The following is a 16,218-nucleotide window of genomic DNA, read 5'->3' on the forward strand; positions in this document are numbered from 1 at the left end:
AGGCGGTAATGGATGGCATTTGAAGGATTAGCCGACCGTCTGCAAAGTGTCATGAACAAAATCCGCAGCAAAGGAAAGGTAACAGAAGCCGATGTTAAAGAGATGATGCGAGAAGTTCGGCTTGCTTTGTTAGAAGCGGATGTCAACTTTAAAGTTGTCAAGGATTTTGTCAAGCGTGTCAGCGAGCGAGCTGTTGGACAGGAAGTCTTAAAAAGCTTAACTCCGGGCCAGCAGGTTATTAAAGTGGTGAAAGAAGAATTAACCGCGCTAATGGGAGGAGAGCAAAGTAAAATTGCGGTCGCCAGCCGCCCGCCGACGGTGATTATGATGGTTGGCTTACAGGGAGCCGGAAAGACGACAACAACGGGCAAGCTTGCAAATCTGTTGCGCAAGAAGTACAACCGCAAGCCGCTTTTAGTTGCGGCTGATATTTATCGCCCTGCAGCGATTAAGCAGCTTGAAACACTCGGTAAGCAGCTGAATATGCCAGTATTTGCGCTCGGTGATCAAGTAAGCCCGATCGAAATCGCCAAACAGGCAATTGCCAAAGCGAAGGAAGAACATCATGACTATGTTCTAATCGACACAGCCGGCCGGCTTCACATTGACGAGACGCTCATGGATGAATTAAAGCAAATTAAAGAATGGACAAATCCGGATGAGATTTTTCTAGTCGTTGATGCGATGACGGGACAGGATGCGGTGAATGTTGCGCAAAGCTTCAATGAACAGCTCGGCTTAACAGGGGTTATTTTAACGAAGCTTGATGGCGATACGCGCGGCGGTGCCGCATTGTCCATTAAAGCTGTAACAGACACGCCGATTAAATTTGTCGGGATGGGCGAGAAAATGGATGCGCTGGAACCGTTTCATCCTGAAAGAATGGCTTCGCGTATTTTAGGAATGGGCGATGTGCTGACGCTCATTGAAAAAGCCCAGGCCGCTGTTGATGAAGAGAAAGCGAAAGAGCTTGAGCAAAAAATGCGCACAATGTCCTTCACATTCGATGATTTTCTTGAACAGCTTGGTCAAGTGCGTAAAATGGGGCCGCTTGACGAAATTTTAAAAATGCTTCCAGGAGCTAATAAAATTAAAGGATTAAACAATATTCAAATTGACGACAAGCAAATTGGCCGCGTGGAAGCGATTATTCGTTCGATGACAAAAGAAGAAAAAATCAATCCTGAAATCATTAATGCAAGCCGCAAAAAGCGGATTGCAAAAGGAAGCGGTACATCCGTTCAGGAAGTTAACCGCTTGCTTAAGCAGTTTGATGAAATGAAAAAAATGATGAAAATGATGACAACCATGCCAAAAGGAAAGAAAAAAGGGTTTAAATTCCCTTTTATGTAGGGGATAATGTGTTAAGAAAAAAAACTTTACAAACTAGATGATTATTGCTAATATACTATCTTGTGTGAACTATTTACGGAGGTGCTAGAAAAATGGCAGTAAAAATTCGTTTAAAACGCATGGGTGCGAAAAAATCACCTTTTTATCGTATTGTAGTAGCGGACTCTCGCTCACCGCGCGACGGCCGTTTTATTGAAACAATCGGCACATACAACCCGGTTGCAGAGCCAGCTGAAGTAAAAATCAATGAAGAGTTGGCGTTAAAATGGCTACAAAACGGCGCGAAACCATCTGACACAGTTCGCAATCTTTTTTCTAAGCAAGGAATTTTAGAGAAATTCCATCATTTAAAATACGGCAAGTAATGGCCGTGATCGTAGATGAAAGCGTTAATTGAGACGATTGTACGGGCGCTTGTCGATTATCCTGAAGATGTAGTAGTAACGAAGTCTTCGCATGAAAATACGGTTACCTATGTTTTATCGGTGCACGAAGAAGACATCGGAAAGGTGATTGGAAAGCAGGGCCGCACGATTCATGCCATTCGGACGGTCGTGTACGCTGCTGCGTCCGATCAGCCAAAGCGCGTGATCGTGCAAATTAAAGATAAAGGGTGAGGACAAATCCTCCCCTTTTTTTATATAATAAGGAAGCATCAATGTTTGGATGACCTAGGCTTTCATCGCCTCGAGAGGAAGCCTCTTTTTCAAAGCTGGTGCGCTCTGTCCTAAGAGACAGGAGTGCTCCCTTGTTTGATTACCGCTTTAGGGGTGGGGCTATGAAAATTATTCAGACCGTCGAAATCAAGCAAATTTTAACGAATAAAAGCAAAAAAGAGCTGTATGATCGATTCCTGAAAAGAAAGCGGCAGCTCCAGCAGGAGTGTGATCAGCTGCGTTTTGAGCAAAAGCGGCTTGAAAAGAGCACAAAGCAACCGTCTCATGCATTAAAGCAATATTTTATCAAAGAACTAAATGAGAGATTAGAAAAAATTAAGCTTCTTGATTTCCAAATCGAACAATTGCAAATTCTTCCGTTAGGGAGCGAATTGAAAGAGCGGGAAGTGCAAGCGTTAATTGAAGTGAACGTAGGAGACCGCTGGGAAGATGTGGCCGTGAAACGAACGATCGTGATCGAAGATGGATTTGTAAAAGAAATTCGTTGAAAAGAGGTGAGGATCAAACATGACAAAATGGTTTCATGTAGGGACAATTGTCAATACACATGGTATTCGCGGCGAGGTGCGAGTCGTTTCCAAAACGGATTTTGCCGAAGAACGCTATAAAATTGGCAACCTTCTCTACGTTTTTATGGACCACTCATCGGAACCGATCGAAGTGAAGGTGAAAAGCCATCGCGTCCATAAATCGTTTGATTTATTGTCTTTTGAGGGATATGATAACATCAATCTTGTAGAAAAATTTAAGGGAGCGGCTTTGAAAGTCCCTGAGAGCCAGCTTGGCCAGTTGGGAGAGGGAGAGTATTATTTCCATGAAATTATTGGCTGCACCGTGATCACAGAAGAAGGTGAAACGATTGGCATCGTCAAGGAAATATTGACTCCTGGCGCCAATGATGTATGGGTAGTCAAGCGGAAACATGAGAAAGATGCGCTGATTCCGTACATTGATGATGTCGTCATCCGCGTCAATCCTGAAGAAAAGAAAATTACGATTCGTCCGATGGAAGGATTGCTTGAATAATGAAAATTGATATTTTAACATTGTTCCCAAATATGTTTGCAGGCGTGTTTAATGAATCGATTTTAAAAAAAGCGCAGGAAAAGCGAGCAGTAGCTATTAATGTGGTGAATTTCCGCGAATTTGCTGATAACAAGCACCAGACGGTGGATGATTATCCATATGGAGGCGGTGCAGGAATGGTATTAAAGCCGCAGCCGATTTTCGATGCCGTTGCTCATTTAACGCAGCATTCGCCAAACGCGCGCATTATTTTGCTCTGTCCGCAAGGCGAACGGTACACGCAACGAAAAGCGGAAGAGCTGGCTAAGGAATCTCACTTAATTTTCGTTTGTGGGCATTATGAAGGATATGACGAACGGATTCGTGAGCATTTAGTAACCGATGAAATTTCGATTGGCGACTTCGTCCTAACAGGAGGAGAACTAGGGGCAATGGTCATCGTCGACAGTGTGGTCCGCCTGTTGCCGGGAGTCTTAGGAAACGAAGCTTCCTCTGTACACGATTCATATAGCTCGGGTTTGCTAGAGCATCCTCATTATACACGCCCCGCCGATTTTCGCGGCTTCAAGGTGCCAGAGGTCCTGTTATCAGGAAATCACCGCTTAATTGAGGAATGGAGGCAAAAAGAATCACTGCGCCGTACTTTTTTGCGCCGTCCGGATTTGCTTGAAACATACGAATTAACGGAACAACAAAAAAAGTGGTTGGAGGAATTTCAAAAAAACGAACGGTAACTATTGCATACAATACCCCTTTATGCTAGTATAATCTTTGTGACTTAAGCCTGCTTAAGTCGTTTAGAACGATGTTCCGCTGCAATGATGGAAAAGCATTGGTATGAGCATCTGTTGGAAGGAGTTGAAGATGATGCATCATTTAATTCAAGAAATCACAAAAGAACAATTACGTACAGACATGCCTGAGTTTCGCCCTGGTGACACAGTGCGCGTTCACGTAAAGGTTGTCGAAGGAAACCGTGAGCGTATTCAGGTGTTTGAAGGCGTTGTGATCAAGCGTCGCGGTGCTGGCGTGAGCGAAACATTCACTGTTCGTAAAGTTTCTTACGGTGTAGGTGTAGAGCGCACGTTCCCAGTTCATACGCCAAAAATTGCGAAGCTTGAAGTTGTTCGCCGCGGTAAAGTGCGTCGTGCAAAACTTTACTACTTGCGTCAACTTCGCGGTAAAGCTGCACGCATCAAGGAAATCCGCTAGTTGGTCCGCTGTATTCGCCGACCGAACGGCAGCGGGTCGAAGCGTACAACATGGACATGTCAATGATGAAACAAGGAGCTTGGTGTTCAAGCTCCTTTTTTCTAATCAAATTAGACGTAGGTGGGAGAAAGAAATGGCAAAACAAAAAAGTGAGACATGGGAATGGTTAAAAGCGATCGTGATTGCGGTGTTGTTGGCCGGAGGCATTCGCTATTTCATTTTTGCCCCGATTGTCGTTGACGGCCAATCCATGATGCCGACTCTTCACGATCGTGATCGCATGATTGTTAATAAGCTGTCTTATAAAATTGGTGAGCCGCACCGTTTTGACATTATCGTTTTTCATGCTGAAGAGGGGAAAGATTATATTAAGCGGGTCATCGGCTTGCCTGGTGATCGCATCGAATATAAAGATGATACATTGTATGTAAACGGAAAGCCTTATAAAGAACCGTACTTAGACCAATATAAAAAACAAGTGATTGATGGGCCATTAACAGAGCCGTTTACGTTGGAGGACATTCCAGGAGGGCAAGCAACCGTGCCAAAAGGTTATTTGTTTGTGATGGGCGATAACCGCCGCTTCAGCAAAGATAGCCGTCACATCGGCTTTATTCCGATGGAAAAGGTAGTGGGAAAAACCAATATTGTATATTGGCCGCTTTCTGATGCCCGTATTATTAAGTAAGTAGGTGGAAGCAATGACAATCCAGTGGTTTCCGGGCCATATGGCAAAAGCGAAACGCGAAGTGCAGGAAAAACTAAAATTAATTGACATCGTTTTTGAATTAGTGGATGCGAGAATCCCTTTATCTTCAAGAAATCCGATGATTGATGAGATTTTAGCGAATAAACCGCGCATCGTTTTGTTAAACAAGGCAGATATGGCGGATGAAGCCATTACTGCACAGTGGATTTCCTATTTTGAACAGCAAGCCTTGCATGCGTTAGCCATAGACTCTCAAGGCGGAAAAGGAACCAAACAAATTGTGGCTGCAGCTAAAAATATGCTGAAAGATAAATTTGCTAAAATGGCAGCCAAGGGAATTAAAAACCCGCGACCGATGCGCGCGCTCATTGTCGGCATTCCCAATGTCGGAAAATCAACCCTCATCAATCGACTAGCTGGCAAACATATCGCCAAAACAGGGGACAAGCCAGGCGTGACCAAAGCACAACAATGGATTAAGGTTGGAAAAGAAATGGAGCTGTTAGATACTCCGGGAATTTTGTGGCCGAAGTTTGAAGAGGAGGAGGTAGGGCTAAAGCTCGCTGCCACAGGAGCGATTAAAGATGCGATTTTAAATTTGCAGGACGTGGCGGTTTATGCCCTTCGCTTTTTAAACCAACATTATCCAGATCGTTTAAAAGAGCGCTATTCTCTTCAAGAAATTCCCGAAGATATCGTTGAGCTATTTGATGAAATTGGCAAACGCCGCGGTTGTTTAATGGCCGGTGGGGCCATCGATTACGATAAAGTAGCAGAGCTTGTTCTGCGTGATGTCCGTACAGAAAAGTTAGGACGTCTCAGCTTTGAAAAACCATAACGTTCGAAAAACAGGAGGTCAGATTGTAGACAAAGTCAAAATGGACTTTGTCTACAATCATTTTAGGCCCCCCCTTCTTTACCTCGAACTGTTTTGAATCCCCTTGTCAAACAAGGAGCAGCGCGGATGAACGAAGCAAGTTACGCAGGATGAAAGAGCGAATCAACAGTTTGAAAGCCCCAAAAACAGGCTTTATTTTTTAGAAAGCGCGCCGATATAAAAGATATAAGAGAAAGGAACGAATCATGACATGAAGCGTACAGCAAAAGAGATCGAACAGCTATTGCAAACGATTGACGACGCCCAGCATCCGTTGTTTCAGGAATTTATGAACGACGAGCGGGTTAGTGTCCAAAAGCTTATTGCTCGCTGGCACAAACGAAAACAAGCAGCGGAAAAAGAACGTCGTCTTTGGGAAAAGATGTCACAGCATGAGCAACAGCTCTATCGCCAAGGAATTTCGTATATCGCTGGCATTGATGAGGTGGGGCGCGGTCCATTAGCGGGTCCGGTTGTAGCTGCAGCTGTTATTTTGCCAAAGGATTTTTATTTGCCGGGATTAAATGACTCTAAAAAGCTGTCAGAAGCAAAGCGCGAACACTTGTTTGTCCATATTCAGCGCCATGCTATTTCTGTCGGAATTGGGATTGTTTCCGCAGCGGAAATCGATGAGCTGAATATTTATCAGGCAACGAAAAAAGCGATGATACAGGCGGTCAAGATGCTTGATCCAGAACCGCAATATTTGCTGATTGATGCAATGGAACTACCATTGGCTATTCCGCAGCGAAGCCTCATTAAAGGAGATGCTGCCAGCATTTCAATTGCTGCAGGCTCCGTAATGGCCAAAGTGACGCGCGATCGCATCATGAAAGAGCTTGGCGCTAAATACCCGCAATATGGATTTGAAAAGCATATGGGGTATGGAACGGAGCAGCATTTGCAAGCCATTCGCACATACGGAATTATGAACGAGCATCGACGTTCCTTCGCGCCAGTAAAAGAGGCGCTTAAGCAGAACTGATGTCCCACAGGCACATCAAGCAAGGGGGAGGAGCAAAATGACATCGATTCGGCAGACGGATGGATGGGGAAAATTTCATCGCATGGAATCAGCAAAATCGCTGCCGTTTCGCAGTGGCCAGGTCATATATGGGAGTGTGGAAAAAATCAATGATCAGCATCGCGCGCTCGTAAAAATCGGACAGGAAACGGTTCTGGCGGAGATGCAGACGCCATTATCAGAAGGAGGACGTTACTGGTTTCAGCTCTTAGCTGAACATGAAACCGTTCGCTTACAGCTCATTGCAAAATCAGAGACAGCAGGCGATGAAGCAGGAATCAATCACGCCGTATTACATTTGACAAAAAGCTGGGGGCTTCCGCGTGAGGCTCAACCGCTTCTCCGTTTTTTGTTGCAAAAGCAGCTCCCTGTTGTGAAAGAAGAGGTGCTTCAAGCAACCAAATGGCTTATAGCAACAAAAGAGACAGAAATGAATTTACGGGCAATTCAATGGATGTACACAAACCAGCTTCCGCTCACCGAAGACGTCTTTCAAGCGATAAAGGCGGTTCAACAGCCCGATTTATTATCAAATCAGCTGCTAAAACTGCAAGATTTGCTCGCCTCCATGCCAGATGACCAAAAACCGGACGCCATTCGTACGCTATTAACAACGCTGCAGCGCATAACAAGCCGGATGGACGACATCGATCAAACCCTCTTTTTTTTGCTAAAAGATTGGATTCAGCAGGGAGACCGGGAGGCATATCGAACTTTACAAAAAGTAGGAGGATGGCCGCAGGAAGTAACAGAAAATTCATGGAGTTGGTTTGCCAAGCAAATTCAAATTCACGGCAAGACATTTTCCCTTCCGCTGTCGTCTGCCGTTCTTGAGGAGCATGATGCAAAGAAGCAGCTTTCTGATTGGATTGCACAACTGCAGCACGATTGGCAAACAAATCGAAGCAAAGCAAACGAGCAGGTGCTCGCTTTTATGACCGCTCTCAACGGTGGAGAGCTACCTTCTCGGCTTTCGGATTTTTATGAAGCTTATTTAAAAGGGGAGCTACCGGACCAGCCGTTGTTATCTTTGGACGATGAAGCGGCTTCTGTGGTGATTGCTCACCATATGAAAAAGATCGGGCAATGGCTCGGGCTGAATTATGAAGCGGAATTAAAAAAATGGATGAAAGCTGATTCTCCCGTCCATTTTGACGAGCTAAAACCGCTTCTGCTGCGCGTGTACGACGAAGTACAGCTCCCTGCTTTAAAGGAACAGCTTGAAGCGCTGATTCATCGCTTGACAGGGCAGCAGCTCCTTTCTCAATCACAAGGACCGATTCAGCAGTTGTTTTGGCAGTTTCCGCTCCGCTTCGCAGATCACGTAACGGATGTAATCGTGCGCTGGCAGGGAAGAAAGAAGAGAAGTGGAGAAATTGATCCGCACTATTGTCATATCTTGTTTTATTTGCAATTAGAGCAGCTGAAGGAAACCATAGTAGATGTTCGCATTCAAAACAGTATTCTTCATGTAACCTTATGGAATCATACACCGCAAATCGAGCAGCTGGTGTCTCGAATGCAGCCGTTATTAAAGGAACGATTAGAGGCATGCGGATATGTGTTGTCAGGAATAAAGGTAGCAGCAGCCGAGCAGCAGCAGAAAAATGATTGGCTGTTCTCGCGTATTTTGATGAGCCATTCAGGGGTGGATTATCGAATATGAAAGAAGAAAAAATGAAACAAGCGGTTGCATTGACGTATCGTCCTCATGAGCAATCAGCTCCTACCGTTATTGCTAAAGGAAAAGGAAAGGTAGCAGAAAATTTAATTGCGACGGCCAAAGAGCATAGCATTCCGATTCAAAAAGATCCATCGCTTGTCGAGTTGTTAAGCGAACTAGAGATTAATGAAGCCATTCCTGAACAGCTATATCAAGTCGTTGCAGAGCTGTTTGCTTTTGTCTATCAAATGGATCGCCAATTAGATGCACATGATTAAAGGCTGCTTTGCTCAACAGCAAAGCAGCCTTTTGTCAGAGAGGATTTTTCTGATTTTGTGTCGAAATGGTAGACAATATGGAAAGTAACATTATACAATGAAAGCGCTAGTACTTTTATTTTTATACATAGGAGGATGGGATATGAATATTCATGAGTATCAAGGCAAAGAGATCCTCAGAAGCTACGGAGTTGCCGTGCCAAACGGGCGCGTAGCATTCTCTGTTGAAGAAGCAGTCGAAGCGGCTAAAGAATTAGGAACCTCTGTTTGTGTCGTAAAAGCGCAAATCCACGCTGGCGGCCGCGGAAAAGCCGGAGGGGTAAAAGTAGCGAAAAGCTTAGAGGAAGTTCGTACATATGCAAGCGAACTGCTAGGAAAAGTGCTTGTTACTCATCAAACCGGACCTGAAGGAAAAGAGGTCAAGCGCCTTTTAATTGAGGAAGGATGCGATATCAAGAAAGAGTATTATATCGGCCTTGTTGTTGATCGTGCAACTTCTCGCGTTGTGCTGATGGGCTCTGAAGAAGGCGGTACAGAGATTGAAGAAGTAGCCGCAAAAACACCGGAGAAAATTTTTAAAGAGTATGTTGATCCTGCGGTAGGTTTGCAAGCGTTTCAAGCGCGCCGCTTGGCATTTAACATCAACATTCCGAAAGAGCTGATCAATCAAGCAGTCAAATTTATGATGGGCTTATACCAAGTATTTGTGGAAAAAGATTGCTCGATCGCCGAAATCAACCCGCTTGTCGTCACGGGCGACGGCAAAGTCATGGCGCTTGACGCGAAGTTAAATTTTGATTCCAACGCGCTCTATCGCCATAAAGATGTGCTTGAATACCGCGACTTGGACGAAGAAGATCCAAAAGAAGTGGAAGCATCTAAATTTGATTTGAACTACATTGCGCTTGATGGCAACATCGGCTGCATGGTAAACGGTGCTGGCCTTGCGATGGCAACAATGGATATCATTAAATACTACGGCGGCGAACCGGCGAACTTCTTAGATGTCGGCGGCGGCGCGACAACGGAAAAAGTAACAGAAGCGTTCAAAATCATCTTGTCTGACCCGAAAGTAAAAGGCATTTTTGTTAACATTTTCGGCGGTATTATGAAATGTGATGTCATTGCAACTGGAATTGTTGAAGCAACGAAACAAGTCGGCTTGGAGCTTCCGCTTGTTGTTCGTTTAGAAGGCACCAACGTTGAACTAGGGAAGAAAATTTTAGAGGAGTCTGGCTTAAACATTACAGCTGCTGAATCGATGGCAGACGGCGCACAAAAAATCGTGGAATTAGTACGTTAAGAAGGCGAGGGAGAAGAATGAGCGTTTTTGTTAACAAAGATACAAAAGTCATTGTTCAAGGGATTACAGGATCGCAAGGATTATTCCATACGAAGCAAATGCTTGAATACGGAACGAAAATTGTTGGCGGTGTAACGCCAGGAAAAGGCGGTACAGAAGTCGAAGGAGTTCCGGTATTTAATACGGTTTCTGAAGCGGTTGCAAAAACAGGAGCAAATGCCTCTGTTGTTTATGTTCCGCCTGCATTTGCTGCGGAAGCGATTATGGAAGCAGTTGATGCGGAATTAGACCTTGTTGTCTGCATTACAGAAGGCATTCCTGTGCTTGATATGGTCAAAGTGAAACGCTACATGGAAGGAAAGAAAACGCGTTTGATCGGACCGAACTGCCCTGGCGTGATCACACCAGAAGAATGCAAAATCGGCATTATGCCTGGCTACATCCATAAAAAGGGCCATGTCGGTATCGTATCTCGCTCTGGCACATTGACATACGAAGCGGTACATCAGTTGACGCAAGCAGGAATTGGGCAATCTACAGCAGTTGGTATCGGTGGCGACCCTGTCAACGGTACAAACTTTATCGATGTTTTAAAAGCATTTAATGAAGATGAAGAAACATATGCAGTCATTATGATTGGTGAAATCGGCGGTACAGCAGAAGAAGAAGCGGCTGAGTGGGTCAAAGCGAACATGAAAAAGCCGGTAGTCGGCTTCATTGGCGGTCAAACAGCGCCTCCTGGAAAACGTATGGGCCATGCTGGTGCGATCATTTCCGGCGGCAAAGGGACAGCAGCAGAAAAAATTAAGAAAATGAATGAATGCGGCATTAAAGTAGCGGATACTCCTGCTGTGATCGGCGAAACATTAATTGCCGTGTTAAAAGAGCAAGGGCTTTATGAAAAATGTAAAACACATTAATCAATAAGGAGCAACCGTCCCGCATGCAAGAGCCCGTCCGCTCAGTGCGGGATGGTTTTTTGCATACAAAGGATAACTGACGTCCTTTATTGTGTGAGAGCGGTTTTTTGACAAGGGGCATAAATGGGTAAACGAAAATTCAACATGTGTGATTGTTCTCAGTCATTCGACAGTCGAAATCAAGCCGTTGTTTCAGCGAAAAAGTGAAGCGGTTGATATGCCAAGTTGCAGCTCAAATAGATAACTTGAAAAATCGCTATGTTATTTGTGCCAATGAAGAAATCACCTCCATGATTGCCTCTCTCCTACATCATGGATCAAACTAGGTAGGTGTCTCCATCAAGATCGTTTGCTTTTCTCCTGTCACCATTTACGATTCGCATGCGTTTCCCCGATCATGATATTGCTAGTTTTATGAGGCATTAGCCCATCAACACACTTGGATAGAGATCGAATAAAAAGACGGAACCATGAGTCTATTCAGAGGTAGAATCCTATTTTTTTCGACGGTCTTTGACCGTCATAGATACTGACGGACACCTCCGATTGGATTGATAGAATTCAAATCAGCTAGACTGGATGGCGCCGCTAAAAAGAAAGGCTGACAGGTGAGCTCAGCTCTATATAAATCGCTGGTCAAGCGGTGTTCTTGTTCCAGAAGAAGAAAATTTGTGGTCATGTGTTTCCGTATATGTGTCTGATGCAGCTGTGTTTGAAAGGATTTTAAGAGAGGAGAGACGAAATGTATACCTCGCTTCGTGAACGTCTGATTCATCTTCATCATTGTCGCGGTGCAGGCTGGAAAACGATTCATCGCCTCTTGCAACAAGATCCATCGCTTTCTTCGATTTTTTCACTCTCTTATTCAACTCTTGCTTCCTCCATGTCGATTTCTCCCGAACAATATTCTTTGTTTTTCCAAGATTTACATTCCATTGATATTCAAAGTATGATAAAAACATATAGGGACAAAAATATTCATATCGTTACTGTTTTTGATGACATTTATCCGAAGTGGCTCAAACACATCTTTGCCCCGCCTTGGGTGTTATATGCCAAAGGGAATATTGAATGGCTTTCATCTTGTAAAATGATCAGTATGGTTGGAACGAGAAAGCCGACCGAGGAAGGGATTCGTGCTCTGCGCCTTTTAGTGCCGCCGTTGATTCAGCATGACTGGACGATTGTCAGCGGCCTTGCTTTAGGAATTGATGCAGCTGCGCATCAAACGGCTGTCCAATCCGGGGGAAAAACGATTGCCGTCATTGCCGGAGGAGTCGAGCATATTTATCCCAAACAAAATCGCTCACTGGCAGAAAAGCTAATGAATGAACATTTAGTGGTTTCAGAATATCCGCCGCACACAAAGCCGCAAAAATGGCAATTTCCGCTGCGAAATCGGATTATTAGCGGCTTGTCGCTTGGAACGGTTGTCGTTCAAGCAAAAGAGAAAAGCGGTTCACTCATTACTGCTTCCCTTGCCTTGGAAGCGGGAAGAGAGGTGTTTGCGGTGCCGGGCTCCATTTTTCTTGAGCAGGCAGATGGAACCAATCAATTGATTCAGATGGGCGCAAAGCTTGTCCGTTCTTCGTGGGATATTATGGAGGAATTCTCCGCTATTTTTCCATTAAAATAAAAAATTTTTTTACATCTTGTTTGACAAATGTCATAAGAATCATTAATAATAATGAAGATTTTAAATATAACCTCTTAAGGGAGGAAACGGTATGTCAGATTATCTCGTCATTGTTGAATCACCAGCAAAAGCAAAGACGATTGAACGATATTTAGGAAAAAAGTATAAAGTAAAAGCCTCGATGGGACATATTCGCGATTTGCCGAAAAGCCAAATGGGCGTTGACATAAAAAATAATTATGAACCAAAATATATTACCATTCGCGGCAAGGGGCCAGTCATTAAAGATTTGAAAACAGCGGCTAAAAAAGCGAAAAAAGTCTTTTTAGCGGCTGACCCGGACCGTGAAGGAGAAGCGATCGCTTGGCATCTAGCCCATATGCTTGATCTTGATATTCATTCCGATTGCCGTGTGGTCTTTAATGAGATTACAAAGGATGCGATCCGTGAATCCTTCCAGCATCCTCGGGCGATCAATATGCATTTGGTGGATGCCCAGCAAGCTCGACGTGTTCTTGACAGACTTGTAGGCTATAATATTAGCCCGTTGCTTTGGAAAAAAGTAAAAAAGGGGCTAAGCGCGGGAAGAGTGCAATCCGTTGCTTTGCGGTTGATCATTGATCGCGAAAAAGAAATTAAAGAATTTCAGCCTGAGGAATATTGGTCCATTCAAGCGGAATTTGTGAAGCAAAATGAAGTGTTTACGGCGTTTTTTTATGGATTGGATGGACAAAAACTCGATTTAAAACAGGAAAAGGATGTCAAGCTCGTTTTAGAACGCCTCAAAGGCCAATATTTTACGGTGAAATCGGTAACGAAAAAGGAGCGGAAGCGAAACCCGGTGCCGCCATTTACGACCTCATCTCTGCAACAAGAAGCGGCGCGTAAGCTGAATTTCCGCACCAAAAAGACGATGATGCTCGCTCAGCAGCTCTATGAAGGGATTGATCTTGGAAGCGAAGGAACGGTCGGTTTAATTACATACATGCGCACGGACTCAACACGTGTCTCTGAGTCAGCGCAAAATGAAGCGCTTTCGTATATTGAAAAAGCATTTGGAGCAGAGTACGTAGCACAAGAAAAGCGAAAAGAAAAGAAAAATACAGCAGCTCAAGATGCTCACGAAGCGATTCGCCCTACATCTGTATTTCGCGATCCTAGCTCGGTAAAGCCATATTTGAGCCGCGATCAATTTCGGCTTTATAAACTGATTTGGGAACGATTTGTCGCCAGTCAAATGGCTCCTGCGCTTTTGGACACGATGAGTGTCGATTTAGAAAACGGGGGAGTGATTTTCCGCGCTAGCGGCTCCAAAGTAAAATTTGCTGGATTTATGAAAGTATACGTGGAGGGGACAGATGACCAGACGGATGAGCAAGATCGTTTACTTCCTGACCTTCAAGAAGGAGAAAAAGTGATTGGAAAGGACATAGAACCGAAGCAACATTTTACACAGCCGCCTCCGCGCTATACGGAAGCTAGATTAGTCAAAACGCTGGAGGAGCTTGGAATCGGTCGCCCGTCGACTTATGCTCCAACCTTGGACACGATTCAAAAGCGCAATTATGTTGTGCTGGAAAATAAACGATTTGTGCCAACGGAGCTTGGGGAAATTGTCTTGGAATTAATTTTAGAGTTTTTCCCAGAGATTTTAGACGTCGAATTTACAGCGAAAATGGAAAAAAGCTTAGATGAAATTGAAGAGGGGAAAATTCAATGGATTCAAGTGATTGATGAATTTTACAGCGGATTCGAAAAAAGCTTGCAAATTGCGGAAAAAGAGATGAAGGAAGTCGAAATCAAGGATGAACCGGCTGGGATTGATTGTGAAGAATGCGGAAGCCCGATGGTTTATAAGATGGGAAGATTCGGCAAGTTTATTGCCTGCTCCAATTTTCCGGATTGTCGTCATACAAAGCCGATCGTGAAAGAAATCGGTGTAAAATGTCCGCAATGCGGCGAAGGAAATCTTGTTGAACGAAACAGCAAGAAAAGGCGAATATTTTATGGATGCGATCAGTTTCCAGCCTGTGATTTTATGTCGTGGGATAAACCGCTTGCGCGCCCTTGTCCAAAATGTGAAGGATTACTAGTAGAGAAAAAATTAAAAAAAGGCATACAAGTTCAATGTAATCAATGTGACTACCAAGAGAAACCGCAAGCATGATCGGTGGGCGACCGTCAGTCCTCACCGTTTTTATGCGTAACGAAGGAGGAAATGAAGCATGATTGTCAATGTTATTGGTGCAGGATTAGCAGGAAGCGAAGCCGCGTGGCAGCTTGCTACCCGCAACATTCATGTCCGTTTATACGAAATGCGTCCTGTGAAACAAACGCCAGCCCATCATACGGATAAATTCGCTGAGCTGGTTTGCAGCAATTCACTGCGCGCCAATTCGTTAACGAATGCCGTTGGCGTGCTCAAAGAAGAGATGAGAATGCTCAATTCGGTCATCATCAAAGCGGCAGATGAGTGCTCTGTGCCTGCTGGAGGAGCACTGGCGGTGGATCGGCATGAATTTGCGGCCCGTGTCACCGATTTCGTTCAAAACCATCCAAATGTAACGGTCATCCGTGAGGAAGTGACAGACATCCCGACTGGGCCAACGATTATTGCCACAGGACCTCTTACGTCTCCTACATTATCTGAAAAATTAAAAGAGCTGACGGGAGAAGAGTATTTGTATTTTTATGATGCAGCCGCCCCTATTGTTGAAAAAGAAAGCATCGATATGGAAAAGGTGTATAGAAAATCTCGCTATGATAAAGGGGAAGCCGCCTATTTGAATTGCCCGATGACGGAGGAAGAATTTGACCGCTTTTATGAAGCGCTTATTTCAGCAGAAACAGCGCCGTTAAAGGAATTTGAAAAAGAAATTTATTTTGAAGGATGCATGCCGATTGAAGTCATGGCGAAACGCGGAAAGAAAACGTTGCTATTTGGTCCGATGAAACCGGTCGGCCTCGAAGATCCGCGCACAGGAAAAAGACCGTTTGCGGTAGTTCAGCTTCGCCAAGACGATGCAGCAGGAACGTTATACAATATCGTTGGTTTTCAAACTCATTTGAAATGGGGAGCACAAAAGGAAGTATTCCGTTTAATTCCAGGGCTTGAAAATGCGGAAATTGTTCGCTATGGAGTGATGCATCGCAATACGTTTATTAACTCGCCAAAACTTCTCCGTCCGACTTATCAATTGAAGGAGAGAGAGGATTTATTTTTTGCTGGACAAATGACGGGAGTCGAAGGATATGTAGAGTCGGCCGCCTCCGGATTGGTAGCAGGCATCAACGCGGCGCGCCTTGTGCTCGGCCAGGAGCTGATCGTTTTCCCGCCCGAAACAGCGATTGGCAGCATGGCTCACTATATTACGTCGACAAATCCGAAGCATTTTCAGCCAATGAACGCGAATTTCGGCCTGTTTGCCCCTCTTGAAGAAATGATTAAAGATAAAAAGCGCCGTAATGAAGAGTATGCTAAGCGAGCATTGGACACTATTCAGAATTTTATAAAAAAATAATTGCAAGGGCTGCTAAATC

Annotated in this window: 17 protein-coding genes; all 17 read left to right on the forward strand. The window is 44.4% G+C overall.

Annotated features, from left to right (window positions below; all coding sequences use genetic code 11):
* Positions 1-12 precede the first annotated feature (12 nt).
* On the forward strand, positions 13-1,353 hold the full coding sequence (gene ffh / locus AT864_RS05505) for a signal recognition particle protein (protein ID WP_066147221.1): 1,341 nt from the start codon (positions 13-15) through the stop codon (positions 1,351-1,353).
* A 92-nt stretch (positions 1,354-1,445) separates the two neighbouring features.
* Positions 1,446-1,718 (forward strand): 30S ribosomal protein S16, encoded by a 273-nt coding sequence (gene rpsP, locus AT864_RS05510; RefSeq protein WP_044746168.1) that lies wholly within the window; start codon positions 1,446-1,448, stop codon positions 1,716-1,718.
* Between the two features lie 15 nt (positions 1,719-1,733).
* Positions 1,734-1,970, forward strand: coding sequence for a KH domain-containing protein (locus AT864_RS05515; RefSeq protein ID WP_066147223.1), 237 nt, complete (start codon positions 1,734-1,736; stop codon positions 1,968-1,970).
* Positions 1,971-2,131: 161 nt separating this feature from the next.
* Positions 2,132-2,518: a YlqD family protein gene (locus AT864_RS05520; RefSeq protein WP_066147225.1), complete on the forward strand. Its 387-nt coding sequence runs from the start codon at positions 2,132-2,134 to the stop codon at positions 2,516-2,518.
* 19 nt (positions 2,519-2,537) lie between these two features.
* Positions 2,538-3,056 carry a ribosome maturation factor RimM gene (rimM, locus tag AT864_RS05525; RefSeq protein WP_066147227.1) on the forward strand — a complete coding sequence of 173 codons (519 nt, stop codon included), beginning with the start codon at positions 2,538-2,540 and terminating at the stop codon, positions 3,054-3,056.
* Positions 3,056-3,790, forward strand: a complete 735-nt coding sequence (gene trmD / locus AT864_RS05530) for a tRNA (guanosine(37)-N1)-methyltransferase TrmD (RefSeq protein WP_066147229.1) — start codon at positions 3,056-3,058, stop codon at positions 3,788-3,790. Before rimM ends, trmD begins: the two co-directional genes overlap by 1 nt.
* Before the next feature lie 133 nt (positions 3,791-3,923).
* A complete protein-coding gene (gene rplS / locus AT864_RS05535) occupies positions 3,924-4,268 on the forward strand; it encodes a 50S ribosomal protein L19 (RefSeq protein WP_066147231.1) in 345 nt (114 codons plus the stop codon).
* A 133-nt stretch (positions 4,269-4,401) separates the two neighbouring features.
* Positions 4,402-4,956, forward strand: coding sequence for a signal peptidase I (gene lepB / locus AT864_RS05540; RefSeq protein ID WP_066147233.1), 555 nt, complete (start codon positions 4,402-4,404; stop codon positions 4,954-4,956).
* Positions 4,957-4,960: 4 nt separating this feature from the next.
* Entirely contained in the window at positions 4,961-5,815 is an 855-nt protein-coding gene (gene ylqF / locus AT864_RS05545; RefSeq protein ID WP_183186279.1) for a ribosome biogenesis GTPase YlqF, read from the forward strand.
* Positions 5,816-6,065: 250 nt separating this feature from the next.
* Entirely contained in the window at positions 6,066-6,839 is a 774-nt protein-coding gene (locus AT864_RS05550) for a ribonuclease HII (protein WP_066147237.1), read from the forward strand.
* 37 nt (positions 6,840-6,876) lie between these two features.
* Positions 6,877-8,544, forward strand: coding sequence for a flagellar hook-length control protein FliK (locus tag AT864_RS05555; protein ID WP_066147239.1), 1,668 nt, complete (start codon positions 6,877-6,879; stop codon positions 8,542-8,544).
* Complete coding sequence (locus AT864_RS05560; RefSeq protein WP_044746158.1) at positions 8,541-8,819, forward strand: EscU/YscU/HrcU family type III secretion system export apparatus switch protein; 279 nt, start codon at positions 8,541-8,543, stop codon at positions 8,817-8,819. The genes AT864_RS05555 and AT864_RS05560 overlap by 4 nt, the downstream gene beginning before the upstream one ends.
* Before the next feature lie 142 nt (positions 8,820-8,961).
* On the forward strand, positions 8,962-10,122 hold the full coding sequence (sucC, locus tag AT864_RS05565; RefSeq protein WP_044746157.1) for an ADP-forming succinate--CoA ligase subunit beta: 1,161 nt from the start codon (positions 8,962-8,964) through the stop codon (positions 10,120-10,122).
* Between the two features lie 17 nt (positions 10,123-10,139).
* Complete coding sequence (sucD, locus tag AT864_RS05570; RefSeq protein WP_044746156.1) at positions 10,140-11,042, forward strand: succinate--CoA ligase subunit alpha; 903 nt, start codon at positions 10,140-10,142, stop codon at positions 11,040-11,042.
* Positions 11,043-11,784: 742 nt separating this feature from the next.
* Positions 11,785-12,678 (forward strand): DNA-processing protein DprA, encoded by an 894-nt coding sequence (gene dprA / locus AT864_RS05575; RefSeq protein WP_066147241.1) that lies wholly within the window; start codon positions 11,785-11,787, stop codon positions 12,676-12,678.
* A gap of 91 nt (positions 12,679-12,769) precedes the next feature.
* A complete protein-coding gene (topA, locus tag AT864_RS05580) occupies positions 12,770-14,845 on the forward strand; it encodes a type I DNA topoisomerase (protein WP_044746154.1) in 2,076 nt (691 codons plus the stop codon).
* A 58-nt stretch (positions 14,846-14,903) separates the two neighbouring features.
* Positions 14,904-16,199, forward strand: a complete 1,296-nt coding sequence (trmFO, locus tag AT864_RS05585) for an FADH(2)-oxidizing methylenetetrahydrofolate--tRNA-(uracil(54)-C(5))-methyltransferase TrmFO (protein WP_044746153.1) — start codon at positions 14,904-14,906, stop codon at positions 16,197-16,199.
* Positions 16,200-16,218 lie beyond the last annotated feature (19 nt).

The organism is Anoxybacillus sp. P3H1B (genome assembly GCF_001560855.1).
GTDB lineage: Bacteria > Bacillota > Bacilli > Bacillales > Anoxybacillaceae > Anoxybacteroides > Anoxybacteroides rupiense.